Here is a 25,406-nt window from a genome sequence, read left to right as displayed (position 1 = left end):
GGTGCATGAAGGATGGAAAAATCATCAATTATTGGTATTGCGCTAGCTGCAGTATCCATTGGCTTTGGAATGGTATTAAAAGGAGCAAGTCTAGCTGCCTTATTAAATCCAGCCGCGGCCTTAATCATTTTCGGTGGAACAGCTTCAGCACTGCTTATTGCTTTCTCACTGGACGAGATCAAGAAAATTCCGGTCTTATTAAAAATTATTTTTACAGAACAGAAATTAATGCCCAAAAAAGAGTTGATTGAGACGTTCATTAACTGGGTAAGCATTACTCGTCGAGAAGGACTATTGTCGTTGGAAAAGCAAGCAGAGGAGCTCTCAGACCCTTTCATGAAAAGCGGTATGCGCTTGATCATCGATGGGAATGACCCTGATTTTGTTCGCGATGTTCTTCTTGAAGATATTGCTGAGATGGAAACTAGACATAAGAAATTTGCAAGTATTTTTACGCAAGCAGGTACATACGCACCTACATTAGGTGTACTTGGTGCCGTAGTCGGACTTATTGCTGCTCTTGGTAACTTGAGTGAAATTGAGAAATTAGGACACTTGATCTCAGCAGCGTTCGTTGCCACCATGTTCGGCATTTTCTTAGGTTATGTTGTGTTCCACCCCTTTGCAAACAAGCTCAAGCAGAAGTCCAAAAAAGAGGTCGAAATCAAGCTTATGGTGGTTGAGGGCTTGCTTTCCATTCAATCTGGCGTTTCTGCGAATTCCGTGAAGCAAAAAATGATGATTTTCGTTCCGAATAAAGAACGTGATTCTTATGAAGAAGGAGCGGAGGGGAGGGCATCCGTACAGTGAGTAAAAAAAAGAAGCATGAGGATCATGAAGAACATATCGATGAAACCTGGCTCATTCCCTATGCGGATTTATTAACGTTACTACTTGCCCTTTTTATTATTCTATTTGCTTCAACACAGGTTGATCAGAAGAAATATGACACGATCATGCGCTCATTAAACAGTGCTTTCACGGGTGGCGAAGCGCCATTCGCCATGTCGAATTTAATTCCCATTGATAATGCAGCGAATTCAACCAAAAATAATAATAAGAACCAGAATCCACCCTCGAAAGAGGAGAATAAGATCGAAAGCCAGCTAGCTGCTAAGCTCCAGAAAGAAGAGAAGGATCTCAAAGAATTAAAGGAAAGCATGGATGCTTATATTAAAGAAAACAACATGAGTGAGCAGCTGACGACAAAGCTTGATAATGAGAAGCTAACGATTACGATAAGTGATAAGGCACTATTCGATTCCGGATCTGCCACGATCAAGCAAGAGTCACAAAAGCTGGCGACGTCAATGTCTAATCTACTGGGCCAATACTCTGGCTATCAGGTCGAGGTGGCTGGGCATACGGACAATATCCCTATTCACCGTGCGGATTTTGAGACCAATTGGGATTTAAGTGCCAAGCGCGCCGTGAACTTTATGAAATTGTTGCTCGTTAACACGAAGATTCAGCCAGCGTCTTATTCCTCAGTTGGCTATGGCGAGTATCGTCCTATTGCCGAGAATACGACGACAGATGGCCGAGCCAAAAACCGCCGAGTAGAAGTAAGCATCCTCCGTAACATCAAAGCAACCGATGAGATAGCGAAATAAAATTGAAAAACAAAGGAGCTAAGCGGCTTATATGCGCTTAGCTCCTTTGTTTTTTGCCTCCGCTTGTGTCGTTATTTGACCCCGACCAATTCTTTTTTAGATTGAAGCAGCGGCTCCTCGTCCCTTAATGTCCTTCTGTTTAAGCGGATCGCGATGTTGTTCAAATACCCGCTCTACGTTCATTTCCTCTTCGATCGCAACGATTTGTTCCACAATTTGTTCCACGATCGGCCCTCCAGTTGATTCGATCAGCATGCTCTCATCCGCATCGACAACCTCAGCAATCTGAAACTTACTGATTTCTGCAAAAAGCTGCTGAGCCAGCTCAAGGATATCATCCGACTCTTCGGCAATTCGCCGGATCGAAGCGTCCTGTTGGATGCTGGTCGAGTTTACTTCTTCCACGCCAGCCGCGGTTTCCTGCGCAATGGCGGCAACAAACTGAACGGAATCGACCAGATGGTCGTTTTTCGATTGGGCTTGCTCGATTTTCTGATGAATCTGTACAATCTGCTCACGAATGACTAATGTCGATTGCTCAATTCTGCTGAAGGAGCCGAAGGTCTCCTCCACGTGGTTGCTCTGCGTTAACGCAGATTCACGTGCATCAACGAGAGAATGCTGCAGCTCCTTAATCTGTGCCTGCAGCGTCCCGATCATGCCGCTGATCGTCTTCGACGATCCGTTCGTTTGCAGGGACAGCTCGCGCACTTCGTCCGCGATCACAGAGAAGCCGCGCCCGTGCGCGCCGGCCCGCGCCGCTTCGATCGCGGCATTCAACGCAAGTACATTCGTCTGCGTTGAAATATCCATGATCGAGCGCACGATGGCGCCGATCTGCTTCGAGCTGGCGCTCAGCGTCTGCATCGCCGCGTCGACCTTCTGCAGCAGGAGCTGCGACTGTGCAGTCGATGCTTTAAGCGCCTGCACGGACGCAGTACCTTGCTGCGCATCGACAGCAGCCTCGTCGCTGCTGCGTTTCATTTCATTGGTATACGCGCTGATGTCGCGAATCTCATCTTCCAGCTCGGCAATGAGTATCGAGCTGCTCTCTGTTTTCATCGCTTGCTCATCCGCACCTGTGGAGATCTCATGGATCGCCTTCAAAATATTTGTATTAGCTGAAGCTGTCAGTTGTGAGAAACGATGAAATTCATGAGAATGGGCAGATAAAGAAGAAGCGATACCTTTCGTTGCTCCGAGCATGAGCCGAACCTGCTTAATCATCTGGTCAAAGCTGTTGCTTAGTTGTCCTAGCTCATCGGTAGCGGCGGAGTTAATGGTGTGGGTTAGATCGCCTGCAGCTATGCGTGCTACTGCTTTTTGCAGGATCAAGATAGGTCGTGTGAACGATGTAATAATGAGAAACGCGATGACTAAGGTTAGGAAGAAGACGAAAGCGGAAGCAACCAACATGATCGTGCGGCTATTATTCAGTGCTTTGGAGGAGTCAGCAATTGCAGCCGCAGCGCCGTCCGCATAGGTTATGTAGAACTTATCAACTAATCCGAAAATATTATCCTTCAGTTCTTGCGATTCACTATATAAGTATAGGAGATTAATTTGTAGATCATTCGCTTTGATGCTCGGATCTTGAACCATTTTAGCAGCGGTATCGAAATTATTGATGTAATCAACGGATGCTTGGATTAACTGGCTTCGCCATTTTTGCTGATCGGGGGTACTGGCGGTATCGCCTATCTTCTTAATGAAATCGTTGTAGGGCTTTCGTTTACTATTGTATTTCTCAATAAATTCGGGCTTTTTCGAAATCTCAAGGCCAGAAGCGATGATGTTCATCTCCTGAACCATATTTTTCAGCTCAAGCGCCATCACTTTCAAATCCACTTTATCGTTCTGATCGGTCATATGCTGCTTAATTTGCGTCACCTGATGAAGATTGAACAGGGCCACGGCCAAGAAAATGAGCAATACGCCGCTGAAGCTTGCGATCAATTTGGCACGCATAGAAAAGTTGGACAAAGACATATAACGCATATGTATACCTCCTATAAATAGACAAGCTTAGACATGATCCGTCTAATTACTTATTAATATAGGGGGCTTCTATTAACTAAAGCGTCGAACTATGTAAACGATTTGTAAATTAAAAGTTTTACATTACGTTTACGTTTCGAGGGTTTGGATTTTACATTCGCTTGTTACCATATGGAAGTAAGGTCGTTCGACACACACAAGAAGATGGGGATCGAACAAAACCAAATCCAGCAACATACATTCAAAGGAGGACATGTTAACTATGTTTAACTTCATGTCGAGAAAAGGAATTACATTTACATTATCCGCGGTATTAATGATGGGGACTTTGGTTGGTTGCGGCGCTAAAACAGAGACGAACAATGCAGCTGCAACAACAGCAGCTACGACAGCAGCATCAGCTTCTGCCAAACCTTCTGATACACCTAAAACAGAATTAACGGGTACAGTAACAGCTTCTGGCTCCAGCGCACTTCTTCCATTAGTTAAACAAGCGGCAACTGAGTTTATGGAAAAGAACCCAAAGGTAACGATTAACGTAACAGCTGGTGGTTCAGGTACAGGAATCAAGAACGTAGCTGACGGTACTTCCGACATTGGTAACTCCGACGTTGAGCCAGCTGCTGAATATAAAGATAAAGGCCTTGTTGATCACCAAGTAGCTATCGCACCATTCGCATTTATCGTTAATAAAGATGTGAAAGTAGATAGCATAACGAAAGCACAAGCAGCTGATATTTACATGGGTAAAATCACGAACTGGAAAGAAGTTGGCGGCAATGACGCGAAAATCGTTCTTGTTCACCGTCCAGATAGCTCAGGTTCCCGTACTCTAGTAAAGAATATCATTCTTGATGGTAAAGAATTTACCAAAGATGGTATTACACAAGAAAACAGCGGTGCAATGAAAACAGCAGTTGTTGGTCAATCCGGTTCAATCGGTTATGTAGATACACCTTATATCGATGACACAGTAAAAGCGTTGAAACTTGATGGCGTAGCTTTCACAGAAGATAACATCAAAAACGGCACATACAAATTGTTCGGTGTTGAGCACATGTATACAAAAGGTGAAGCAAAAGATCCAGCTAAAGCATTCATCGAGTATATCTCCAGCAAAGAATTCCAAGCGAAGCAAGTTCGTGAGTTGAAGTTCTTACCAGCTGATTTGTTGAAAAAATAAGGAACAACTTCAAGGAGCGTCTGCATACCATGCAGCGCTCTTTTTTTATTAATAAAAACAAAACTTTTACATTCCCTTAACAAATCATTTACGATCCAATGACATTCATATTCTATGATAATAGTAAGTCTTGTGTAATGTAGAGAAAGGGGAATCACGACGTGAATTCCATAGTAGATCAACTAACCAGCGCCAAAGCGGACGAGAGGAATCGTCCAGTCATCACCAAATGGACCCAAAGACAGCATAGACAAGATAGAATAATGAGGTGGTTGTTTGTAGGTAGTGCTGCACTAGTTTCTGCCATCATTTTCTCTATCATTATTTTCGTAGGTATGCAAGGTATCAAGACCTTTCAAGGTGTAAGTCCGCTAGAATTTTTCTTCTCTACAGATTGGACGCCTGGCCAAAATAAATTCGGAGCATTTCCTTTTCTATACAGCACGCTGCTAATGACACTTGTGGCTGTCATCATTTCCGTTCCGTTAGCTTTGTCAGGTGCCTTGTTTATGGCTAAAATCGCACCCAAATGGATGCGCGAGATCATGCGTCCTGCTACGGATCTATTCGTAGGTATCCCATCCGTTGTATACGGACTGATCGGGATGACCGTCATTGTACCTGCTTTAGGTAAAATAACAGGCGGAGTCGGCTATGGTATTTTGCCCGCGGCCATTATCTTAGCCATTATGATCCTTCCTACTATTCTGTCCATTTCCGAAGATGCGATTCGTTCGCTTCCTGGTCGTTTGGAAGAAGCCTCCCTGGCTTTGGGAGCAACACGTTGGCAAACCATGTGGCGTGTACTCTTGCCAGCCGCGAGACCTGGGATTCTGACAGCAATCATCCTTGGGATGGGTCGCGCAATTGGCGAAACAATGGCTGTATTCATGGTGATCGGGAATTCACCGCAAATGCCGAAATCGCTGCTCGACTCTACAACGGTGCTAACTACCGCGATCGTCAAAGATATGGGGAATACCAATTACGGTTCAACATGGAACAATGCGCTTTATCTGATGGCTTTGCTTCTACTTGTCATCTCCTTATCTCTCATTCTCATTATTCGTATTGTAGCTAAGAGGAGTGAACTCAAATGACAAGTAAAACAACGGACCGCATTGCAACCATCTATTTCTGGTCATCAGGCATTCTTATTATTGGGATTCTGGCATGGTTTCTCATTCGCATACTAGGCGATGGTATCCCGCACTTATCCTGGCATTTCATCTTCGGTAAACCGGAAGAAATTAAAGCAGGCGGCGGGGTCGGACCACAGCTTTTCAACTCATTTTATGTGTTGTTCCTGTCACTCGTAATTTCGATTCCGATCGGTTTATTTTCAGGGATTTACCTAGCTATTTATGCGCAAAAGAACTGGTTCACTGACCTCGTCAGAATTTCTGTTGAGGCACTATCTTCTGTACCATCCATCGTTTTTGGTCTTTTCGGATTTCTACTATTCGCTAATTTATTGGGGCTCAAATTTTCAATCCTTGGTGGCGCGGCCACCGTTGCACTGCTCAATTTACCCGTCATGGTGCGGGTTACCGAGGAAGCCATTCGCACGGTACCTGACTCCTATTGGGAAGCTAGCTTGGCGCTGGGTTCGACGAAATGGCAGGCTATCCGTAAAGTACTCATTCCAGCGGCTTTACCAAACTTGATTACTGGAATCACGTTAATTGCCGGCCGTGCGCTTGGTGAATCAGCGATTCTCATTTATACAGCTGGCTTGTCCGTTTCACGCTTTTTCCCTGATTTCAATCCGCTCAAAATGGGAGAGACGCTCTCCGTACATCTTTGGTACATCGGTGCAGAATCACTTGTTCCAGATGCGAAAGAAATCGCTAAAGGCAGTGCTGCTTTACTGCTAATCGTTGTCCTAATCTTCAATCTTCTGGTTTCGATACCAAGTCGAATCTTACAAAAAAGACTTTCCGGGGGGAAATAACACATGGCTATTGCGACGAAGTATAAGATTAAAGCAGAGAAATTAAATTTATTTTATGGAGATAATCAAGCACTTCACGACGTAGATTTAAGTATTGAAACCGGAACTATTGCAGCGTTGATTGGTCCTTCCGGTTGTGGGAAATCTACCTTCCTTCGTACCTTAAACCGCATGAATGATCTTATTGATAGCGTGCGGATCACTGGGAATGTAGCCGTAGACGGAAACAACATTTATGGATCTGATTCCGATGTCGTTTCGCTGCGCAAGCGTGTAGGCATGGTGTTCCAACGTCCGAATCCATTTCCAATGAGCATCTATGATAATATCGCCTATGGTCCGCGGATTCATGGTATCAAGAAGAAGGCAGTGTTAGATGAAATAGTAGAACGCAGTCTCGTACAAGCTGCGCTTTGGGACGAAGTTAAGGATCGACTGAATAAGTCTGCTATGGGATTATCGGGTGGACAACAGCAACGGTTATGTATTGCCCGTCTCCTTGCGGTTGAGCCTGATGTACTGCTGATGGATGAGCCAACTTCGGCCTTGGATCCTATTTCAACACTGAAAGTTGAAGAACTAACACAAACCTTAAAAGAGAAGTATACGATCATCATCGTGACGCACAACATGCAGCAAGCAGCTAGAATATCAGATATGACATCATTCTTCCTTAACGGTTATTTAGTTGAAACAGATCAAACCGATAAGATCTTCACGAATCCGAATGATCAACGTACAGAAGATTATATTACGGGACGATTCGGCTAAAACACACAAAGGGAGAGATTTACATGGACGCAAGACCAGGGTTTCATCAATCGTTGGCACTATTGCAAAAAGAATTACAGCAAATGGGAGAAAGTGTTGAGGATTTAATTTATACATCCGTGGAGTCGCTCGCTAAGTTGGATGAGAAGGCTGCGCAGCAAGTCATCCAGAAGGATGATCTCATTGATGACTATTTAACGACCATCGATGAGCTGTGTTTACGATTAATTGCCTTACAACAACCAATGGCGAGTGATCTTCGGATCATCGGAACGGCACTGAAGATTGCCACGGACTTGGAACGTATCGCGGATCATGCCGTTGATATTGCCAAAATAACGATTCGTTTCGCGGGGGAAGAGTTAGTGAAGCCGCTTGAAGTCATTCCGCAAATGGCCGAAATTGCCATCGAAATGCTGCACGAGAGCCTTCTCTCCTATACAGAACGTGATGTACATAGGGCGGCATCACTTGCCGAGAAGGATGACCGTGTCGATAAGCTTTATAGCACGGTGATGCAGGAGTTAATGGGGATGATGGGGACGGATTATCATCGGAATCGTCAATTGACTCATCTGTTATTTGTCGCACACTTCTTGGAGCGAGTGGCAGATCATACCACGAACATCGGCGAAGGTGTCATCTATATGGTTACTGGAAAACGTAAAGATCTGAACGTATAAGAAATAAATAAAAGGGCTGTCCCCACAAGTAGGTTAATCTACTAGCGGGGATGGCCCTTTCTTCATTGTGACTGTAGCGGGAAGCGAATTAAGAAGGTCGTGCCTTTCGTGCTGGAGCTCACTTCAATCGTAGCATGATGCCTAGCAGCAATACTGTAGCAGATGGCTAAGCCTAGCCCAGTTCCTTCATCCTTCGTGGTGAAGAAGGGGCGACCTAGCTTCTCTAAGTGCTCTGTTTTGATGCCACTGCCTTGGTCAGCAATTAAGAGAACGACGTGTTCAGTCTCCTGATAGGTTTCAATATTCAATGTTCCACCGATGCTCATCGCTTCAAGTCCGTTCATACACATGTTCAGAATAAGCTGACGCATTTCTTTGTCGTCGAGCTGGATCTCCGGACAATAGCCGAATTGACCATTCACATGCTTACCTGACATGACAGCTTCTGCTTGAATCAATGGCAGTAAGCTTTCAATGATGCGGTTAATATTCTCAGGACGCTGATAAGATTGCTTATTTTTGGCAAGAGAAAGATATTCCGTGATGATATCGTTGGCTCTATCTAATTCTTCTAACATGATAGGGATATATTCTTTTTGCATATGGCGGTCGTTTTCTTGAAAAAGTTGAAGGAAACCACGAATGGTTGTCATCGGATTCCTAATTTCATGAGCAATACCTGCGGCCATTTCGCCGACTAGATTTAATTGAGCTAAGCGCGCCATTTCGGTTTCGAAACGAAGGCTTTCAGTAATGTCTACTGCAACATGGAGCAAGCAGTTTTCATCCTCAATATCGATAATCTCAGTGGATAGTAGAGCAGTACGAATGTCGCCAGACTTGGTGACGTAGCGGACCTTCTCATTACGAACAATATCGCCATATTTCGCTGCATTGTTAAGATCGTCGCGCATGAGATTCATGGATGTACCAATAACCTCGTCGCCATAGCCTGTATGCTGCTTCCAGCTTTCATTGACATCCAGATAAGTAAGATCAGGCAAACGCCGGATCGCCATTAATGAAGGGGAAAGAATGAACATTTTCTTGAAATGCTCCTGTGAGTTCATAAGCCTCTCATGGGCATCGACGAGCTCAGACGTACGTTCTTCTACCCAATTCTCAAGAAGCAAGTTTTGCTCAATGAGTTTCTCCTCAGCTTCTGCGAGCTTGCGGTTCGTTTCTTCTAGATCCAAAGTGCGTTTATGTAAAAGTTCACTCTGTGCCTTCAGTTTCTGATGGTTCAGATGCATATTTACGAAACCATCGACCTTCATGCGCAGCATTTTGGGATGCACAGGTTTAAATAAGTAGTCAATCGAGCCCACGTGATAGCCTCGCAAGACATGCTCGATCGAGGTGCTCAGTGCGGTTAAGAAAATGATTGGGATATCTTGACAAGCTTTCCGTTGCTTTATTAATTCTACGGTTTCAAAGCCGCTAAGCCCTGGCATCTGCACATCCATCAAAATAACTGCAATATGATCAGCAGGTTCTTTTAATAAATAGCGAAGTGCTTCCTCCCCTGATTGTAAAGAAATAACGTCATAGGAAGAAGAGGCCAGAATGCTATTCAGAGCCAGCAAGTTTTCATAGCGATCATCTACCGCCAAGATTTTTACTTGTTGTTCCATCTATTGTCCTTTCCGCACGTGATCTGCTATAGGCACCTAACAATCCATACCACACTTTTTCGAGGAAAAAGTGTAATTCCCTCTTTTTTTTCAAAAGTCTTTACCTACATTTTACATTAGCTTAATCAAGCCTATCATTTGGTTTGATAGACTGGGTATACATGCAGAAATAGATGAGGGATGATGGACATGAATGCTCAGGCAGACGTTGCAGTACAGTTCCAAAAGCTAATGGAGGATCAACGTATTTCTTCCGTATATCAGCCGATTGTTTCGTTACGGGATGGTCAAGTAATGGGCTATGAAGCCTTAACCCGCGGTCCCGCCGATTCTCCGTTTCATTCCCCGTTAGGATTGTTTCAATATGCAGAACAACAAGGCGAGCTGTATCGTTTGGAACAGTTGGCACGCGAGAAGGCCATCCAAGGCGCCATTTTGGAGCACCAAGATCAGTTGCTATTTATCAATATTTCATCTCACGTCTTAGAGGATCCTGGATTTGTACCAGGTAAAACACTGGATATCTTGCAGAAATATGGACTTAGCCCTAGCAATGTGGTGTTTGAAATTACAGAAAGGAGCTCAATCGAGGACTTCTCTCTTGCCAAGAAAATTCTTGCCCATTATCGGACGCAAGGCTACCGAATCGCGATCGATGACGCGGGAGCAGGTTATTCGTCACTCCAAGCGATTGCTGAGCTGCAGCCGGATTTTATTAAAATAGATCGTTCTCTGATTGAAAATATTCATAAGAATAAAGTGAAAGCGTATATTCTCGAAACCTTCGTTACATTTGCCCATAAAATGAACATTTCATTGATCGCTGAGGGGATTGAACAAATAGAGGAGCTGGCCAAATTAACACAAATGGGTGTGCATTATGCGCAAGGCTTCCTGCTCGGAAAGCCCTCCACATCACCAGCACAGCTTCAGGATACGCATAAAATGATCATTTGGCAGTATCGCAATGTACAAGGAGGCAATATGACTTGGCATATCGGCGGGCTGAAAACACCTGTAGGCATGTTTCATATGCAAGCAATGATTTCACAGGTAGCGGATTACTTCAAGAAGAATCAAGAAGCCGTCGGGGTGGTCATCGTTCATGAAGAGAGGCCGATGGGGCTCGTGATGAGAGATCGCTTGTTTCAGCATTTGGCGGGGCAATATGCTTACTCCTTGTACTGGAATCGGACAATTGATAGCCTGATGGATGCTTCCCCATTGATTGTTGACGAGCAGGTGGCTGTTGAGCAAGTGTCCCTTCTAGCAACCTCGCGTGCCATCCACCATCTGTACGATCTTGTTATTATTACGAGTCATGGGAAAATGGCGGGTATTGCGTCGATACGAACGATTCTTGAGAGTATTACGAATGTAAGGATGGAGTCCGCTCGTGTGGCTAATCCGCTGACAGGTCTCCCAGGGAATTTGCAAATTAATCGAGAATTGAACAAGCGACTTACGGCGAAACAGCCCTTTCATGTCATCTATGCAGATTTGGATTATTTCAAATGGTTCAACGATCGATTTGGTTTTCAAAAAGGGGACCAACTCATCCAGTACACAGCGGATGTGATGCAGCAATCGATTGCCTTTTATGGAACACCGCATGATTTTGTAGGGCATGTTGGGGGAGACGATTTTATCGCGATCTCTACGACCCTATCGCCGATGCTGCTCTGTCAGGAAATCATTAATCGCTTTGAAGCGGGTGTAAGGCTGTTCTACGAGGGAGAAGAATGGGAGCATGTGGTTGATCGGAGCGGTATGCAGGTGAAGAGCGAGGGGGTCACGTTGTCGCTGTCGTTAGTCATGTGCAGTTGTGAGTCCCCCATTGCGCTTGAGCACATCTCGCAAACGGCTGCTCAGTTAAAGAAGCAAGCGAAGGCGCATCAAGGCAGTATTTACTTTTTCCAAGCATTAGGATAGAGCTTACATAAGATCATGATCTAACAACACTCAGAACGTATAAATCAATTGTTTGAAGGAACGAACGATGATGACTTTTTGCTTACCGATTCGCCTCTCCGATATTTTCTTAATATTGGCCGGGTGAATCCATACCGCATCCATCCCCGTTGAAGCCGCGCCTACCACATCGTTACGCCATGAATTTCCAACCATCACACTTTGAGACGCAGCCGCACTCATCGATTTTAGGGCTTGCTCAAAAATCGCGGGATGCGGCTTGCGCGGTCCATCATTCTCCGTCGTAAATAAACGCTCCTGATCAAACCATGAGGTCAGCTTCATCTTCTCCAAATTACGTTGCAGCCTATTCCGATTCCCATTACTGATGATAGCCAGCTTATAGTGACGAGACAGCACTTCCAGCGTATCTTCAACCCCCGGGAATAAGGCGACGAAATTGTCCTCTTTTTCTTCAATTTGATGGAAAAAGGAGCGAGTAAACGCGGTGTTTACCTGCATCGGAAAAGGGTGGAGCGCTTTGATTAAACAAATATGCCGCAGCTCGTCGGGCGAGATGGGGCTTCGGATAGGTGTTTTACGATGGCGGCTCCACTCGGCCTTATAGCTAATCAGAGCCTCTTGTGCGGTCAGTTTCGTATCCTCTGTTTCCCACCTTGCCGTGAAATCCTGCATAACTTCAATAAAAGCGGAATCGAAGCATTGCCTGCGATCTAGGATTGTATTATTCATATCAAAAAATATAACCTTTTTACGTGTGGGTGAGAAAAAAGGACTCATACGGAGAACCTCCTTCTGAAGACCGGACCATCCTTACATGCACTCCTTACATGTTTATGTAGGGAACCGTTTTTTTATTTTAATTTCGTATGCTATGATGAAGGAAGTATGTCTAAAATTGAGGTGGAACTTATGGATAAGCTTATTATTATTGATGGCAACTCAATTGCGTTTCGTGCCTTCTATGCGTTGCCGCTGCTCAGCAATTCAAGCGGATTACATACCAATGCGGTTTATGGCTTTACGACCATGCTGCTGAAATTGATTGAAGAAGAAAAGCCAACCCATTTTCTCGTTGCTTTCGACGCGGGGAAAATTACGTTTCGACATACAGAATATGCGGAGTACAAAGGTGGTCGCGCCAAAACGCCTCCAGAACTCTCTGAACAATTTCCGTTAATAAAAGATTTGTTGAAGGCTTTCAAAATTCCGCAATTCGAGCTATCAGGCTATGAAGCGGATGACATTATTGGTACGTTGACGAAAGCTGCGGATGCGAAAGGGGAGAAGGTTCTTCTCGTATCTGGGGATAAGGATATGCTGCAACTCGCTTCAGAGCAAGTTACGGTCGCGATTACCCGCAAGGGCATCAGTGAAATGGACCGCTTCGATCCTGAAGCTATCAAAGAGAAATACGGGCTTACGCCGAATCAAATCATTGATTTGAAAGGTCTCATGGGCGATACGTCCGATAATATTCCAGGTATTCCCGGTGTAGGTGAGAAGACGGCTCTCAAAATGCTGCATGACTTTGGCTCTGTCGAAGAAGTGTTAGCAAACACAGCAAGTCTGAAAGGCAAAATGAAAGAAAAAGTTGAAGAAAATGCCAAGAGTGCCCTCATGAGTAAGGAATTGGCGACCATTTACCGTGAGGTTCCGATGGAAACAGCCTGGGATTCGTTCCGATATGATGGCTTCGATGGACAAGCGTTATCCAGTATGTTTCGCAAACTGGAGTTCAAATCACTGCTAGAGAAGCTGGATTTCGGTACTGTCAGCGTTGAGGCGGAAGATCTCGTCGTCGAGAGTCTGGAAGCTGTTGCGGTTACTGAAGCCAATATAGGTACACTGATTGCCCAGTTGGACGACCATGCCGCTATCCATGTGGAAGCTGTTGGTGAGAATCCCCATCAAGCCGTCATGGTAGGCGTCGTGTGGTTTGTGGATGATGGGAGTGGGAATACATCGTATTACGTCCCATTTGCTCTGCTGCAAAGCGATGCGGGCAAGCCGCTGCGTGATTGGCTCAGCGATGCTTCGAAGAAGAAGCAGCTCTTCGACCTGCACCGTGCGCAGCTGGCGCTGGCTTGGCAGGGCATCCACCTCGCAGGGGTGGATTTCGACGTGCTGCTGGCCGCCTATCTGCTCGATCCGACGGAGTCGAATCTCAGCATGAGCGGCCTGTCTGTGAAATATGGTCTGCCGGCCGTGAAGGCAGACGAAGATGTGTTCGGCAAGGGCGCGAAGTTTCGCCTGCCGGAACTGGCTGCGCTTAGCGACCACTTGGGCCGCAAAGCGATGGCGATGGCGCGCATGGTCCCCGTGCTGCGCGATGAATTAGAGAAGAGCGGCATGCACCGCCTCTTCTACGAGCTTGAACTGCCCCTCTCCGGCGTTCTCGCGGAGATGGAGATGCGCGGCATCGCGGTGGATGCCGAGGGGCTTAAAACGCTCGGCATGGAGCTTGGTAAACAGCTGGACACGATCATGTCCAGCATTTACAAGCTCGCTGGCGTCGAGTTCAACATCAACTCACCGAAGCAGCTCGGTGAGATTCTGTTCGAGAAGCTGGGGCTGCCAGCTTCGAAGAAGACCAAGACCGGCTACTCGACGGATGCCGAGGTGCTGGAACGTCTTGCGCCCTACAACGAAGTCGTCGGGCAGATCTTGCACTACCGCTCACTAGCGAAGCTGCAATCGACGTACGTCGAGGGGCTGCTCAAAGAGGTGCGGCCTGAGACCGGTAAGGTGCATACCTATTACCGGCAGACCATTGCCGCGACGGGGCGCCTCAGCAGCCAGTTCCCGAACCTCCAGAACATTCCGATTCGTCTGGAGGAGGGCCGTAAGATCCGCAAGGTCTTCGTTCCATCCGAGCCTGGATGGTACATTCTTGCTGCGGATTACTCCCAGATCGAGCTGCGCGTGCTAGCGCATATCTCGCAGGATGAGAAGCTGAAGGAAGCGTTCCTTCAGAATATGGACATCCACACGAAGACAGCAATGGACGTCTTCGGTGTGGAAGAAGGTGCCGTCGACAGCAATATGCGCCGTCAAGCGAAAGCCGTTAACTTCGGTATCGTATACGGAATTAGCGATTATGGTTTGTCTCAAAACTTAGACATAACCCGTCGGGAAGCTGCGCAATTCATTGAACAGTATTTCGCAGTATTCCAAGGGGTTCGCCGATATATGGATGAAATCGTCAAGGATGCTCGCGCGGATGGGTTCGTAACGACGTTGCTGCAACGTCGGCGGATGTTGCCTGAAATTACACATTCGAACTTTAATATCCGTTCCTTCGCCGAACGTACGGCGATGAATACACCAATTCAAGGTACTGCCGCAGATATCATTAAGCTGGCCATGGTTCAAATGGCAGATCGCTTGGTGAAAGATGGACTGAAGAGCCGCATGCTGCTTCAAGTACACGATGAGCTGGTCTTCGAGGTGCCGGCAGATGAGCTGGAAACGATGCGTCTGCTTGTGCCTGAAGTCATGGCGGCTGCGCTGAAGCTGGACGTTCCGTTACGTGCAGACGTCGATTTCGGACTTACTTGGTATGATGCGAAGTAAACTGGTTGCATCCGCGTAAGAGCTGCTCCCAACAACTAGAAGGAGGTGAACACCTTGCCTGAGCTACCCGAGGTCGAAACCGTCAAACGAACACTTAATGAGTTAATTACTGGAAAAACGATCGCCTATGTCCAGGTTAGGCTGCCTCGGATTATTCAAAAGCCTGATGATATTCAGCAGTTTGAGACGTTGCTGCAAGGACAAACCGTTGAAACGATTGAACGAAGAGGGAAGTTTCTTCGCTTCGTGCTCACGGACTACGTAATGGTCTCCCATTTGCGCATGGAAGGCCGCTATGGCTTGTATGCAGGCGATGACCCGCTAGAGCCGCATACGCATGTATTGTTTCGTTTTACGGATAACAGTGAGCTGCGGTACAAGGATGTGCGGCAATTCGGCACGATGCATCTATTCCCTAAGGGGGAAGAGCTTACGCAGCCTCCGCTCGTTAAACTCGGTCTTGAGCCGCTCGATGAGGCGTTCACTTTCGAAGCCTTTCGTGGGGTCATTGCCCATCGAGCTACGAAGATCAAGCCGCTGCTGCTCAATCAAGCATATATCGTGGGCATCGGGAATATTTATGTAGACGAGTCCCTCTTCTTGGCGGGCATCCATCCCGAAAGGGAAGCTTCCTCACTGAGTAAGAAGGAGCTTGCCTTGTTGCATGAGTCGATCATTCGTACCCTCCAAGATTCGGTTGAGGTAGGCGGATCGTCCATAAAATCCTATGTGAATGGTCAAGGCGAAATCGGCCTTTTCCAGCACCAATTGAACATCTATGGCAGACAATCACAGCCTTGCAAAACGTGCGGTAATGAAATTGTGAAAACGGTTGTTGGTGGCAGAGGGACACACACTTGTCTCACTTGTCAACCAATGAAGCCCAAGCGGTCAGTAAAGAAGTCTGAGAAATAGGCACGAGAAGCGTACCCTCCCCATATGATATGGAGTACTTAGCCCAGATAAACAGCCCGCAAGGCTTGTTATTTAGGTAAAACGCTTAGGAGGGTTTGTATGCTCCCTGTCATTTCTCTGCTCATTTTGGCATTTGCGGTTTCATTGGACGGATTCGGTGTTGGTGTCATGTATGGGTTACGCAAAATCCGGATACCACTTGTTTCAATTGGAATTATATCGCTATGGTCTGGTATCATCATTTTTACATCGATGCAGATCGGCGTTTTGATGTCTTCCTTCATGTCCCCTGGATTTGCGAGGCGTATTGGGGCTATCATTTTAATCGGTATTGGCGTGTGGGCCCTTATTCAAATGAGACAAGGGCAGAAGAACCAAACGCAACAAGAGCAAACAGCTGCTGCGCTAGACCAAGCAATGGTCAGCAGCATGCCCTATGCGGATATTCGCAACTCCGGATATGTAGAGCCTGTGACGTTCGACACGTTGCAGCGAACCAAAGAGATTCTCAGTATTGAGCTGAAACGCTTTGGGCTTGTGATTCAAATATTAAGAACGCCTTCCATCGCGGATGTAGATAAGTCAGGGAATATTTCAGCTTCTGAGGCTACTTTGCTCGGCTTAGCGCTCTCTTTGGATGCTTTCGGAGCGGGAATTGGTGCTGCTCTTATCGGCTTTGTGCCGTTGTTAACGGCTTCTGTCATTTCCATTTCAAGTGGTTCTTTGCTTGCAGTCGGTTTGCGGATTGGTTTCCGATATGCCGAGATGAACTGGATGAAAAAGCTGTCTATCCTTCCAGGATGTGTACTTATTATCATGGGACTTTTGAAAATGCTATAGTTCACTATCAATGAACTTTTAGGAGAGAAGAGCTTATGAATATCGGCTTAACAGGAGGTATTGCCTGTGGAAAAAGTACGGTCAGCCGCATGCTCGTTAGCCGTGGCGCCCTTTTAATCGATGCCGATCAGATCGCTCGTGATGTTGTCGAGCCTGGCAGCCCTGTTCTTGAACAGGTTGCTTCTGCTTTTGGACAAGCTATGATTGGCCCTGATGGATCTCTGCAACGTAAGAAGCTCGGTGAAATCATCTTTGGATCCCCTGAAGCACGAATACAGTTAGAGGGCTTGCTTCATCCCCCTATTCGGGCAAGGATGCGCGAGCAGATGACATCGTATGAACGGGACTTTCCCACAAAGCTGGTTGTGGTCGATGTTCCTTTACTCATAGAATCAAATCTTGTTTCCATGTTTGAGGAGATCATGGTTGTTTATATTCCGCGGCACTTGCAGTTGGAACGACTGATGCAGCGAGACGGCTTGTCTGCAGAGACTGCCCAGCTTCGGCTAGATGCACAGATGTCGATTGAAGAGAAACGAAAACTCGCGGATATCGTAATTGATAATAGTGGGACTTGGGAAGAAACCAACATGAGGGTGGAGCGGTTTTGGGCAGGGAAGGGATTAGCATGACGTTCTTTCGGAAAAAACGAATGTTTGCTGTTCTGCTTATTGCTTTTGTCATGATCCTCTTCATGAATAGCGCAATTATAGGTAGAAAGCTATACCCGATCTACTTTCAGCAGGAGATTAGGCAAAGCGCGGCGAAACACAATATAGATCCGTTTCTAATTGCAGCCATTATTCGCGTTGAAACGAATTATAAATATCATTTAGAGTCAAGAAAAGGGGCATTAGGGCTTATGCAGCTTATGCCTGATACCGCAGAGTGGATTGTTGAATCGTCGAATTTAGGGCCTCATACGCAAGAAGATTTGCTTCGTGTAGATATTAATATTTATTTGGGATCTTGGTATCTGAATTGGTTGATCAAGCATTATAACGGGAATTTAGTCTACGCGATAGCGGCGTATAATGCGGGACAAGGCAATGTGAATAAATGGAAGAACAATAATGTGTGGGACGGAACAGAGTCGAATATCAGTGATATTCCCTTTGGAGAAACACGACATTATGTGCAACGTGTGCTCTATTACTATGAGAAGTATACGAAGCTTTACACGGAGCAATGGCAAGGGAGCGGGGATGCTTAGTAGATCTCAGCAAAACAAAGAAGCATTGGACTAGCTCCCGGGGGAGCGAAGAGTCCAATACTTCCTGTTGGCAGAATCAAAAGCTTGGTTTAATCAAGATTACTTGAATTGACCTGCTAGAGATTGTTCTGCGATTTGCACCAGGCGACGAGTAATGCTACCACCAATAGAGCCAGTGTCACGAGAAGTCATGTTGCCATAGTAGCCATCTTGTGGGATAGCGATACCTAGCTCCTGAGCTACCTCGTACTTCAACTGATCCAAGGCTGCATTAGCTTGTGGAACGACTAAAGTATTGCTTGAGCTCATGTCTGTTCACCTCCTTGTCGGTTGGTAAATCTATTGTGTGCAGAACTCCAAACTTCAAGACATGTAACATCTGGTAAAGATATTTCCAAGAGAGAAAGGAGAGGAAAGCGAATGAAATGCCCGTTCTGTGACCATTCTGGTACGAAAGTGCTTGATTCCAGGTCTGCCAATGAGAATAAATCCATTCGTCGGCGCCGTGAATGCGAGAAATGCGCGAGAAGATTCACGACTTTCGAAATGGTAGAAGAAACACCTTTAATTGTGATTAAAAAAGATGGAAGTCGGGAAGAATTTAGTCGAGAGAAAATTTTACGGGGCTTAATTCGCGCTTGTGAAAAAAGACCGGTTTCCATGGAGCGGCTAGAGATGCTCGTCTCTGAAGTTGAAATGCAGCTTCGAACTACGGCACATGCTGAAGTCGATAGCCTAGGCATTGGTGAAATTGTGATGGAACAATTGTACCCCGTCGATGAAGTGGCCTACATTCGCTTCGCCTCTGTCTATAGGCAGTTCAAGGACATTAACATGTTCTTGAAGGAGTTAACGCAAATATTGGGAAAGCATGATGTCAGTCTACTTAGGGACAAATAAGTAGAACTGATCAATTACAAAAGCCGCGTCACCTCGTGAACGTATCATGAGGTGACGCGGCTTTCTATGTTTATATTCCATGCTAGTTTGTATGAATAGTTGTTGTGACAATCAGATTGTTCGTTGTTGAGGTGGAGGTAGAGGACGCTGTGAACGATAACGTTTCTAAATTGACGGTAACCCCAATGGTGAGCGCATTATTAATCACTAAATTAGCGGTCGTTAAAGTTGTTAAGTAGCCTAATAGAAGAACACCATTTACGAATACATTGTAGTACCCGTTACTTCCAGGTACCGTTAGGCTATTGGCAGGAAGGTTAGCACCTGAGTCGTCTCTGAAACTAGATGAAGGAATCGTTGTCACACCTGCAAGAATGTTTCCTAATACCACATTTGCTGTGAATCGTTTGACAAGCGGGGTAAGGGTCGTTGTCGTCGTTGTTGTAATCGTTCCAGTAACCACACTAGTCGCCGTTAAATGGAGGGTAATCAAGTGTAAGCTCATGGTTGTCCTCCTTTCAGGGAGTGATTAGTTGTCAATCTAGTAGTCCTATATATTATGCTAGAAACAGCTTGTTTGTTTGGGAAATTCAGAGGATGACACGAATTGATTTGTTTTTTTTCGAAATGTGACAAAAAATAAAAAAAAGACAGCGACTCGTGCGCTGTCTTTTGCTGTTTTATGAGAGAAAAGTCAATAACGACGCGCCCTCATGAGCTTTTGAAAAAAAAATATTCTATTGACATCAACCGACTGTATTTTTGTTAGCGATAAGGCATAATTCGGTTATTGAGTGCGTTTGTCCAGTTCTTCTCGAAGAAATTGAATAAATCGGATAGCTTCCTCAGCTGTCAATAGGTCACTGCCAAAAGAGAAAGAGAACATGTCCAAAATATCATGATCAGGAAGGTGCAAGTTATCAATCAATTGCATTACGTCTAGACTCATATTGCCGTCAATCACCGTTTTATTCATGATGTAGATTCCTCCTTTGTCGTACTCTCATCATCGGATGGAGGCGGTAGCTGGCTGACATATTGGACAATAGACAAATTGCCAAATTAGTCCCTCTAGCTTTGCGTCACCACTTTTCAGTGATTTTGCCTTTGTCATACCGATAGAGTCTTTATATGAAAACTATATCACAGGTTAGGATTATCGTGCTATTAATACATTAATTCGAAGGATGGTTGAAGCATATGTCCGTCAATAGCCCACAATCCAGTAAAAATATTTATGAATTGGATATTGTTAAGGTAGCGGAGGCGCTTGGCCTTGATCAAGCTCGCTTACTCGCTTATGTCTATAATCGACCAGAAGCTATTCACGCCTATGCGCATGTAGAGCCTGTTTCTCCTTCGGAACCATCCTAGCTAAAAATAAAAAAAGCACAGCAACAAGGAAGTTGCTGTGCTTGAATGGATCTTTAAACCATGATTTTGCAAATATCATTCGTGAATTCAACTGGATCCTGCAAAGGCAAACCTTCGATAAGAAGGGCTTGATTATACAAGAGCGCCGTGTACAGGTTCAATTTCTCTTTATCTTTTTCGAAAGCATCCTTCAAGGAAGCGAACACGTCATGATTGACGTTGATTTCTAATACTTTCTCAGCCTTAACATTAGGGTTGTTCGGCATTGCGTTCAAGATTTTTTCCATTTCGATGGTGACATCGCCATCTGTGGATAAGCATACCGGATGCTTTCTCAAGCGCTTGGAAGCCTTAACGCTTGTCACTTTACCAGCCAGTAAGCCATTCATGTAGTCGAAAAGATCTTGATTTTCCTTCTTGTCAGACTCAGAATCGTTTTGGTTATCCTCTACATCAATACCGAGATCCCCGCTTGAAACCGATCTGAATTCTTTCTCTTTATAAGACATAATCATTTTAATTGCGAACTCATCAATATCATCTGTGAAGTATAGAATCTCGTAGCCTTTATCGGTCACAAGCTCCGTTTGCGGAAGCTTATCAATTCTTTCCATAGACTCACCGGAAGCATAGTAAATGTACTTCTGATCTTCTGGCATTCTCGCTACATACTCGTCCAACGTGACGAGCTTTTTCTCTTTGGAGGAGGAGAACATCAATAGATCTTGAAGAAGCTCTTTATGCGTACCGTAGTCGCTGTAAACACCGAATTTAAGCTGTCTGCCGAAGGACTTGTAGAATTGCTCGTATTTCTCTCTCTCGTCCTTCAGGAGGCTTTGCAGCTGTCCTTTGATTTTGCTGGAGATATTCTTCGCAATTAATTTGAGTTGACGATCGTGCTGCAGCATCTCGCGGGAGATGTTAAGCGATAAGCTTTCGGAATCGACCATACCCTTAACGAAGCTGAAATAGTCAGGAAGCAGATCCGCACATTTATTCATAATGAGAACGCCGTTCGCGTAAAGCTCCAAGCCTTTCTCATACTCTTTGGAATAGTAGTCATAAGGCATGTTTTCAGGGATAAAGAGGATCGCTTGGTAGACTACCGCGCCATCTGCACTCACATGAATATGCTTAAGCGGCTTGTCGAAGCCGTAGTGTTTCTCATGATAGAACTTCTCGTAATCCTCAGGAGTAAGCTCGCTTTTGTTTTTGCGCCAGATCGGCACCATGCTGTTCACGTGCTGCTCTTCTTGATAGTCCTCGAATTCGCTCTCGCTGCCTTCTTTCAAACGCTTGCCTGTGATGTCCATTTTAATAGGATAACGGATGAAATCGGAATATTTCTTAATGATAGCTTTCAAGCGATACTCGTCCAAGTATTCGTCGTAGTTATCATCTTCGGTATTCGCTTTGATGGAAAGGACAATCTCCGTACCAATCGAATCCTTCTCTGCTGGTGCAATCGTATACCCGTCTGCGCCATCGGATTCCCATTTGTAAGCTGTGTCACTGCCAAGGGCTTTACTTGTTACTGCGATGTGGTCAGCGACCATGAAGGCGGAATAGAAGCCTACCCCGAATTGACCAATGATGTTGTGACCGTCTTTGGCTTCATTCTCTTTCTTGAAAGCAAGTGAGCCGCTCTTTGCGATAATCCCCAAATTGTTCTCAAGATCTTCTTTGGTCATCCCGATACCGGTATCGCGAATCGTTAAGATGCGATTTTCTTTATCGGCAGTAATTTTGATGAAGTAGCTATCTTTGTCAAAAACGAGCGAGTCGTCTGTCAGTGCTTTGTAGTAGATTTTGTCAATCGCATCGCTGGAGTTGGAGATAAGCTCTCTTAGAAAGATTTCACGTTGTGTGTAAATCGAATTGATCATCATTTCCAAAAGACGCTTGGATTCGGCTTGAAACTGTTTCTTTTCCACGGATAGATCTCCTTTCGATATGTAGCAGGGTTTTATAAATAATTAGCACTCGCACGCCGTGAGTGCTATACACTAACTTTATAACATCCCTGAAATTTAATGTCAATTGGCATGGAGAGAATTTATGTGATGTTGCGGGGCGTTTTACGTTGAGATGGCGTTTGAAGCCACGATGTACGGATGAGATGTCCTGATGAGGCGTAATGGGAGGAGTGGGCGTAAACGGAGAAATGAGCAGCAATGTGGATTAGTGAAAGAAGTGAGAGTAGTGAGAGTAAGGTGGAGTCAGGAGGGTAAGGTAAAGTAAGGTAAAGTAAGGTAAAGTAAGGAGATTAGGTAGAGTACGGTAAAGTAAGGTGATTGGGTAGAGTAGGGGGAGTAAGGAGAGTAAGGTGGATTATGTGAGAGTAGGTAGATTAAAGAGAATTAGGAGAGTAAAGTGAGAGTAGTTAAGTAGTATGAGCATTGAGTAGTGAGAGTAGTTAAGTAATGAGAGAACTGAGTAATTGGGAGCGGGAATCAAGGAATGAAATGTCCGATAGAGTTAGGTAGATGACCTAGTGGGGACTACAAGTCCTCAAGGCAGATAACACTGTCAAAACTGCAAAAGTGCAGTTTTGAAATCGGTTTTCCCTCATGTATTGGAAATTGATGCAAAAAGGCATCAATTTGGAGTATTTTGAGAAGATATTCTTGAAATTCGATAAAAAGGTTGCCTATTTGCACGCATTTGCTAATTTCGGGCATGAATGAGGAGAAAAGGTTGCCTATTTGCATTTTTCATAGAGATCAATCCAGCATTACTCAGCATATGCCTCAAACAACTTCCAATTAAATAGCTTGCCAGAGCTCCACCACCATCCTGACGCATCCACCATCACCCGCCATCACCCGCCAATTCACCCCTCCTCATCCCCGCCATCCCCGCATCCAAATCATCGCCCCACCTACCCATCACTATCCACCATCACCCGCCATCACCCGCCAATTCACCCCTCCTCATCCCCGCCATCCACGCATCCAAATCATCGCCCCACCTACCCATCACTATCCACCAACCCCACCAACCCCGCCAATCAACGCATCCTCATTACCGCCACCCAAGCATCCAAATCATCGCCCCACCAACCCCACCGAACCCACCGAACTCACCGAACTCACCGAACTCACCGAACTCACCAGACCCACCATCCTGACGCATCAACCATCCCCACCCATGCATCCACCATTATCCACCCAATCATCAACCATCCCCCACCAAACCCACCGTAACTCACCACATGCGAATATGCTCCCTTTTTACTAGCTCATAACGAAGAATATGCTTTCCCTCAGCTCCGGTGTGTGGGATAAACCAGCCTTTGTCGCAGAGTGTTTGGAGCACGCGAACGGTTGAGCGGTAGTTGATATCAAGATGTGTTCTAATATCAATTGGGCGTAGTGGTTGCGCGAGCGTATAGGCAAGCCGGATGATTTCCCGTTCCATCACATTGCTCAGACTAGTGGGCGTAGAGATGGCTTGAAATCGACTAATCAACATGCGAAGCAGTGTGATACATAGGTCAGGGCGATTCGCGACGTCATCATAAGAAAATGAAATGACTTGATACCCCATCGCAGCAAGAAAGGTTTCTCGATTTAGCTCATTGCAGTATTTTTGCCTGTCCATATCTCTTACGTGCGGGCCGTATCCTTTGATCTCGATGATCAATTTCACAAATTTCGTCAGCCAGGCGAAATCGCAGAAATACGAACGTCCACGCCAATCCAACACTTCGAATTCTGGGTGTAACTCATCGAAATTTCCTCGGAGCTCCCACCAGACTCCCTGACAAAAGAGTCTTTCGGCCTCCCGATGTCCGCGCGCCAAGCGGCCTCTGCGTTCTCCGGTTCTACGGTCCAGATGGTTTTGCATCCATAAAGCATGTACGTGCTCGAAATTCATGTGCTCTTCTCCTCCTATAAAATGAGAAAAACGCCCCTGTGCCATGAATGAAAAATGGACAGGGACGTTCTTCGTCTCTTGGAAATAAGCATAACTGAAATCCCTTCATTTAACGAGGGAACATTTTCGACAATTCTCCACTTTTTATGATAGAATGTGACATATTGGAGGGATGTCACATGGATATTAGACGAATATTAGGTCTTCCTGATTTGTTGGATGTTAAAAAAGTCGTATGCGTTCAACCTCACCCTGATGATAATGAAGTTGGGGCAGCTGGAACGTTATACGAACTTGCACAGCGCGGTTGTGAAATCGTTTACATTACGGTTACGGATGGCAGAGGCAGTGGATCAACTGGCGAAGTAGAGCCAGAAGCGATCGCTGCGATTCGCCGTTCAGAGCGGATGGCTGCTGGTGACATTTTAGGCGTGTCCAAGCAAATTGCACTTGATTTACCAGACATGGGGAACTACACGGAAGAGGAACTGCTTGCCAAGCTCATTCCGATTATCCGTGAAGAGAAGCCGGACTTACTGATGACGGTAGATCCGTGGATGCCCTATGAGGCACATCCGGATCATATCAAAACAGGAAAAGCGGTTGCTTCGGCGATGCTCTTCTCATCAAATGAGATTCTATTCCCAGGCTCTAAGCCGCATGAAGTGCCGCAAATCGCGTTCTATGCGACTTCGCACCCGAATACGTTCATTGACGTTACGGCACATTGGGAAACCAAAATTGCGTCTATCTTGGCCCATAAGAGTCAATTCGACAACATTAATTGGCCCTTGGTTAAGGGGTATTTTGACTATCAAGCGCTACAATTGTTTGGCAAGTTAAAACAGGACCCAGAAGCAAGGGGCTATGCTGAAGCTTTTAAAGTACTGACTTCGCATCAGCTGCACTTCTTCCCATCCGCACTATACAGCTAAGCTGAT

Annotated in this window: 25 protein-coding genes and 1 riboswitch; of the genes, 16 read left to right on the top strand and 9 right to left on the bottom strand. The window is 45.5% G+C overall.

Annotation, left to right across the window (positions count from 1 at the left end):
* The first annotated feature begins 12 nt into the window (after window positions 1-12).
* Complete coding sequence (motA, locus tag AC58QG_RS13320; protein WP_497362500.1) at window positions 13-810, top strand: flagellar motor stator protein MotA; 798 nt, start codon at window positions 13-15, stop codon at window positions 808-810.
* Window positions 807-1,613, top strand: coding sequence for a flagellar motor protein MotB (motB, locus tag AC58QG_RS13315; RefSeq protein WP_497362499.1), 807 nt, complete (start codon window positions 807-809; stop codon window positions 1,611-1,613). The genes motA and motB overlap by 4 nt, the downstream gene beginning before the upstream one ends.
* Before the next feature lie 96 nt (window positions 1,614-1,709).
* Here the strand turns inward: motB and AC58QG_RS13310 are convergent, their stop codons facing one another.
* Window positions 1,710-3,611 carry a methyl-accepting chemotaxis protein gene (locus AC58QG_RS13310; RefSeq protein ID WP_497362498.1) on the bottom strand — a complete coding sequence of 634 codons (1,902 nt, stop codon included), beginning with the start codon at window positions 3,609-3,611 and terminating at the stop codon, window positions 1,710-1,712.
* A 262-nt stretch (window positions 3,612-3,873) separates the two neighbouring features.
* Here AC58QG_RS13310 and AC58QG_RS13305 point away from each other — a divergent pair, with 262 nt between their 5' ends.
* The 5 genes from AC58QG_RS13305 to phoU all read left to right on the top strand — a co-directional run bounded on the left by AC58QG_RS13305 (window position 3,874) and on the right by phoU (window position 8,202).
* Window positions 3,874-4,794, top strand: coding sequence for a phosphate ABC transporter substrate-binding protein (locus AC58QG_RS13305; RefSeq protein WP_497362497.1), 921 nt, complete (start codon window positions 3,874-3,876; stop codon window positions 4,792-4,794).
* 161 nt (window positions 4,795-4,955) lie between these two features.
* Window positions 4,956-5,894 (top strand): phosphate ABC transporter permease subunit PstC, encoded by a 939-nt coding sequence (gene pstC / locus AC58QG_RS13300; RefSeq protein ID WP_497362496.1) that lies wholly within the window; start codon window positions 4,956-4,958, stop codon window positions 5,892-5,894.
* Complete coding sequence (gene pstA, locus AC58QG_RS13295; protein ID WP_497362495.1) at window positions 5,891-6,748, top strand: phosphate ABC transporter permease PstA; 858 nt, start codon at window positions 5,891-5,893, stop codon at window positions 6,746-6,748. The genes pstC and pstA overlap by 4 nt, the downstream gene beginning before the upstream one ends.
* Before the next feature lie 3 nt (window positions 6,749-6,751).
* Window positions 6,752-7,519, top strand: a complete 768-nt coding sequence (pstB, locus tag AC58QG_RS13290) for a phosphate ABC transporter ATP-binding protein PstB (RefSeq protein ID WP_497362494.1) — start codon at window positions 6,752-6,754, stop codon at window positions 7,517-7,519.
* Window positions 7,520-7,542: 23 nt separating this feature from the next.
* A complete protein-coding gene (gene phoU / locus AC58QG_RS13285) occupies window positions 7,543-8,202 on the top strand; it encodes a phosphate signaling complex protein PhoU (protein WP_056616685.1) in 660 nt (219 codons plus the stop codon).
* A gap of 62 nt (window positions 8,203-8,264) precedes the next feature.
* On the opposite strand, the gene AC58QG_RS13280 is transcribed toward phoU, so the two are convergent.
* A complete protein-coding gene (locus AC58QG_RS13280) occupies window positions 8,265-9,836 on the bottom strand; it encodes a response regulator (RefSeq protein WP_497362493.1) in 1,572 nt (523 codons plus the stop codon).
* A gap of 189 nt (window positions 9,837-10,025) precedes the next feature.
* On the opposite strand from AC58QG_RS13280, the gene AC58QG_RS13275 reads away from it, so the two are divergent.
* Window positions 10,026-11,768, top strand: coding sequence for a GGDEF domain-containing protein (locus tag AC58QG_RS13275; protein WP_497362492.1), 1,743 nt, complete (start codon window positions 10,026-10,028; stop codon window positions 11,766-11,768).
* A gap of 30 nt (window positions 11,769-11,798) precedes the next feature.
* On the opposite strand, the gene AC58QG_RS13270 is transcribed toward AC58QG_RS13275, so the two are convergent.
* Window positions 11,799-12,548: an HAD family hydrolase gene (locus AC58QG_RS13270; RefSeq protein ID WP_497362491.1), complete on the bottom strand. Its 750-nt coding sequence runs from the start codon at window positions 12,546-12,548 to the stop codon at window positions 11,799-11,801.
* 132 nt (window positions 12,549-12,680) lie between these two features.
* On the opposite strand from AC58QG_RS13270, the gene polA reads away from it, so the two are divergent.
* The 5 genes from polA to AC58QG_RS13245 all read left to right on the top strand — a co-directional run bounded on the left by polA (window position 12,681) and on the right by AC58QG_RS13245 (window position 18,312).
* Window positions 12,681-15,344, top strand: coding sequence for a DNA polymerase I (gene polA / locus AC58QG_RS13265; RefSeq protein ID WP_497362490.1), 2,664 nt, complete (start codon window positions 12,681-12,683; stop codon window positions 15,342-15,344).
* Window positions 15,345-15,398: 54 nt separating this feature from the next.
* Window positions 15,399-16,259, top strand: a complete 861-nt coding sequence (mutM, locus tag AC58QG_RS13260) for a DNA-formamidopyrimidine glycosylase (protein ID WP_497362489.1) — start codon at window positions 15,399-15,401, stop codon at window positions 16,257-16,259.
* Window positions 16,260-16,358: 99 nt separating this feature from the next.
* A complete protein-coding gene (locus tag AC58QG_RS13255) occupies window positions 16,359-17,099 on the top strand; it encodes an MntP/YtaF family protein (protein ID WP_497362488.1) in 741 nt (246 codons plus the stop codon).
* Between the two features lie 35 nt (window positions 17,100-17,134).
* Window positions 17,135-17,731, top strand: a complete 597-nt coding sequence (gene coaE / locus AC58QG_RS13250) for a dephospho-CoA kinase (protein ID WP_497362487.1) — start codon at window positions 17,135-17,137, stop codon at window positions 17,729-17,731.
* Window positions 17,728-18,312, top strand: a complete 585-nt coding sequence (locus tag AC58QG_RS13245) for a lytic transglycosylase domain-containing protein (RefSeq protein ID WP_497362486.1) — start codon at window positions 17,728-17,730, stop codon at window positions 18,310-18,312. Before coaE ends, AC58QG_RS13245 begins: the two co-directional genes overlap by 4 nt.
* 99 nt (window positions 18,313-18,411) lie before the next feature.
* On the opposite strand, the gene AC58QG_RS13240 is transcribed toward AC58QG_RS13245, so the two are convergent.
* The gene (locus tag AC58QG_RS13240; protein ID WP_065855582.1) at window positions 18,412-18,621 is read right to left on the bottom strand and encodes an alpha/beta-type small acid-soluble spore protein; all 210 of its coding nucleotides are present in this window, start codon (window positions 18,619-18,621) and stop codon (window positions 18,412-18,414) included.
* 111 nt (window positions 18,622-18,732) lie between these two features.
* Here AC58QG_RS13240 and nrdR point away from each other — a divergent pair, with 111 nt between their 5' ends.
* Entirely contained in the window at window positions 18,733-19,212 is a 480-nt protein-coding gene (gene nrdR / locus AC58QG_RS13235; protein WP_497362485.1) for a transcriptional regulator NrdR, read from the top strand.
* 82 nt (window positions 19,213-19,294) lie between these two features.
* Here nrdR and AC58QG_RS13230 read toward each other — a convergent pair whose 3' ends face one another.
* Together AC58QG_RS13230 and AC58QG_RS13225 are read right to left on the bottom strand one after the other, a co-directional pair.
* On the bottom strand, window positions 19,295-19,717 hold the full coding sequence (locus AC58QG_RS13230) for a DUF4183 domain-containing protein (RefSeq protein WP_497362484.1): 423 nt from the start codon (window positions 19,715-19,717) through the stop codon (window positions 19,295-19,297).
* A gap of 282 nt (window positions 19,718-19,999) precedes the next feature.
* Window positions 20,000-20,188: a hypothetical protein gene (locus AC58QG_RS13225; protein WP_497362483.1), complete on the bottom strand. Its 189-nt coding sequence runs from the start codon at window positions 20,186-20,188 to the stop codon at window positions 20,000-20,002.
* Window positions 20,189-20,230: 42 nt separating this feature from the next.
* Window positions 20,231-20,328, bottom strand: a riboswitch (cyclic di-GMP riboswitch).
* An 84-nt stretch (window positions 20,329-20,412) separates the two neighbouring features.
* On the opposite strand from AC58QG_RS13225, the gene AC58QG_RS13220 reads away from it, so the two are divergent.
* Complete coding sequence (locus AC58QG_RS13220; RefSeq protein WP_497362482.1) at window positions 20,413-20,586, top strand: hypothetical protein; 174 nt, start codon at window positions 20,413-20,415, stop codon at window positions 20,584-20,586.
* A gap of 53 nt (window positions 20,587-20,639) precedes the next feature.
* Here the strand turns inward: AC58QG_RS13220 and htpG are convergent, their stop codons facing one another.
* From htpG to AC58QG_RS13205, 3 genes are all read right to left on the bottom strand, one after another.
* Complete coding sequence (gene htpG, locus AC58QG_RS13215; RefSeq protein ID WP_497362481.1) at window positions 20,640-22,520, bottom strand: molecular chaperone HtpG; 1,881 nt, start codon at window positions 22,518-22,520, stop codon at window positions 20,640-20,642.
* Between the two features lie 1,090 nt (window positions 22,521-23,610).
* Window positions 23,611-23,742, bottom strand: coding sequence for a hypothetical protein (locus AC58QG_RS13210; RefSeq protein WP_497362480.1), 132 nt, complete (start codon window positions 23,740-23,742; stop codon window positions 23,611-23,613).
* A gap of 51 nt (window positions 23,743-23,793) precedes the next feature.
* Complete coding sequence (locus AC58QG_RS13205; protein ID WP_497362479.1) at window positions 23,794-24,465, bottom strand: DUF559 domain-containing protein; 672 nt, start codon at window positions 24,463-24,465, stop codon at window positions 23,794-23,796.
* Between the two features lie 179 nt (window positions 24,466-24,644).
* On the opposite strand from AC58QG_RS13205, the gene AC58QG_RS13200 reads away from it, so the two are divergent.
* Window positions 24,645-25,400 (top strand): PIG-L deacetylase family protein, encoded by a 756-nt coding sequence (locus AC58QG_RS13200; RefSeq protein ID WP_497362478.1) that lies wholly within the window; start codon window positions 24,645-24,647, stop codon window positions 25,398-25,400.
* The last annotated feature ends 6 nt before the right edge of the window (window positions 25,401-25,406 follow it).

This window comes from Paenibacillus sp. J22P169, from assembly GCF_059691995.1.
This window is presented reverse-complemented; position numbering and strand designations above follow the sequence as displayed.